The following is a 2,114-nucleotide window of genomic DNA, read 5'->3' as shown; positions in this document are numbered from 1 at the left end:
CGGAGCGGCGATCAACACCAAAGTTGGCCTTGCATTGCCTGTCGCGCCGCGACAATCTCGCTCCCGTCACGGCCGCAGAGTCTCATCCTGATCGCCGCTACTGTCTCATCCAGATCGCCGCTCAATACCACCAGGTTTCCACCAATCTCCGCAACGGGTTAGCGGCAGATTCTTCTCTAGGGGGGTAGGACGGGAAGGCCAATCTTGCTGGCGGCTATGTAGGTGATGTGCAACCGACGCCCCCACTCCGCTGCTCCAGCAGCTTGGCCATCGAGCTGTCAAAGCTGCTGGCGTGCGATCTTGCACGAGCCGAGTTCCGAAGACGAGCTGCTCTGAACAGGACAGCAGAAGGCTATAATGTAGACGGGAACGTTCAGCGAAACGAGGTTGAGGAAAGCTGATGCGCGTACTGCTGTATGCATGCTATTCGACGGATTTCCAAGATCCGCTATCGATCGACACGCAGTTGACGATGTGCGGTCGCGAACTCGCACAGCGAGAATGGACCGAGGTCGGCTGCTACACAGATGGTGCACAGTCCGGCGCAACAATCCACCGGGCCGGGCTACAGGCGTTACTCGCCGCGGTAGGAACCGGGGGCGTTGACGTAGTGTTCGCAGATGCGATGGACCGGGTGTCGCGAAGCCAGGCGGACATTGCTTCGCTGTACGAAAGACTGAAGTTCCGCGGCATCCTTCTTGTCACACGTAAGGAAGGCGAGGTCGGGGCGCTGCAAATCGGCATGATGGGAACGATCAACGCCGAACAGATTGCCGCGACCAGCGAGAAAACTCGCGATGCTCTGATCAAGCGGCATGCAATGGGCAAGAATCCCGGCGGCACGGCATATGGCTATGAGAAACGCATCGCCTACGACCTGAACGGTGAACGTACCAGGGGTCTGCAGCAGATCGTGCCGGCGCAAGCCGCTATCGTCGTACGGATCTTCGAAGACTATGCTGCTGGCGTATCGCCCGGCAGCATAGTCCGCCGCCTTAACGAGGAAGGCGTACCGCCCCCGCGCAGCGGTCGACGTGATCGGGCAACTTCGAGCAATCCACTTGCATGGACGCCCAACACGCTGACCGGCAACGCCGAGCGTGGTACTGGCATTCTCAACAACCAACTTTATGTCGGTAAACGCGCTTACGCCCGGCAGACGTACCGCAAGTATCCCGATACCGGTAAACGACATGCATTCCTGAATGCATAAGAGCAGCAGGCTACCACGGTCGCAGCACCAGATCTGCGCATCGTCAGCGACACGTTATGGCAGAGCGTCAAGGACCGCCAGCAGTCGCTGCGGCGTGGCCCGAGGAAGGCCCGGGACGCCGTCCCTGCCCTGCCCTTCTTCGCACAGCAGCGCCCGAAATATCTGACATCCGGCAAGATGACCTGCGGCGAATGCGGTTCGAGCTATGCCAAATCTGGTCGCACGCGGTTCGGCTGTCAGGGGGCATCAAAGAAAGGCCCCGCCTTTTGTGGGAACCGTCTGACCATCCGCCAGGACGATCTCGACGCCCGCATCCTATCCGGTCTCGCGAACGAGATGGTGCGTGACGAGGTGCTCGCGGTATTCCTCGAGGAGTATGCGAAGGAGACGGCGCGACTGGAGGCAAGCGCGACCGACAGTCAGCCGCAGCGCGATCTCGAATTGATGGAGATCGACCGGCAGATCGCCCTCGCCAAGGCCGCCATCCTCAAGGGTGTGGACGCCTCGATGTTCATTGCGGAAATGAGGGCGTGGGCCGAGCGACGCGGCACGTTGCTTGCCGAAGCGGAACGCGCATTTAAGCTACCGACGCCTACCAACTTACTACATGCGGATCTTGGCAACACGTACCGCCAGAAGGTCGGGCGACTGACCGATGCATTTGAGGATGACGCGCTCCGCTCACAGGCGTTCGAGCGCGTCCGTTCGCTGATCGACACTGTGGTGTTAAAACCGGAAAACGGCGGGCTTGCGATTTATCTTCGTGGCGAGTTTGCGTCAATGCTCGAGCTATGCGTGTGTCTAGAAACGCAAAAAGCCTCCGCGGGTATTCCCTCGGAGGTGTTGCAAATCAAGATGGTTGCGGGGACAGGATTTGAACCTGTGACCTTCAGGTTATGAG

Annotated in this window: 3 protein-coding genes; all 3 read left to right on the top strand. The window is 59.6% G+C overall.

Going from position 1 to position 2,114, the window contains the following annotated elements:
• On the top strand, nt 1–188 hold a 188-nt coding region (locus GV027_RS21580; RefSeq protein WP_236559394.1), incomplete at its 5' end, for a hypothetical protein.
• Between the two features lie 212 nt (nt 189–400).
• A complete protein-coding gene (locus GV027_RS19045) occupies nt 401–1,213 on the top strand; it encodes a recombinase family protein (protein ID WP_159513221.1) in 813 nt (270 codons plus the stop codon).
• A 177-nt stretch (nt 1,214–1,390) separates the two neighbouring features.
• Nucleotides 1,391–2,113 (top strand): zinc ribbon domain-containing protein, encoded by a 723-nt coding sequence (locus GV027_RS19040; RefSeq protein ID WP_159513220.1) that lies wholly within the window; start codon nt 1,391–1,393, stop codon nt 2,111–2,113.
• Nucleotide 2,114: the final 1 nt, after the last annotated feature.

It is taken from the genome of Sphingomonas sp. T1, from assembly GCF_902506585.1.
In the GTDB taxonomy this organism is placed as follows: domain Bacteria; phylum Pseudomonadota; class Alphaproteobacteria; order Sphingomonadales; family Sphingomonadaceae; genus Sphingomonas; species Sphingomonas aerolata.
The sequence above is the reverse complement of the archived record's forward strand: the minus strand, read 5'-3'. Positions and strand labels throughout refer to the sequence as shown.

What these genes read in the sequence shown, in the direction of transcription:
- GV027_RS19045 (WP_159513221.1), top strand. Translation starts at nt 401, where the DNA reads ATGCGCGTACTGCTGTATGCATGCTATTCGACGGATTTCCAAGATCCG.
- GV027_RS19040 (WP_159513220.1), top strand. Translation starts at nt 1,391, where the DNA reads ATGACCTGCGGCGAATGCGGTTCGAGCTATGCCAAATCTGGTCGCACG.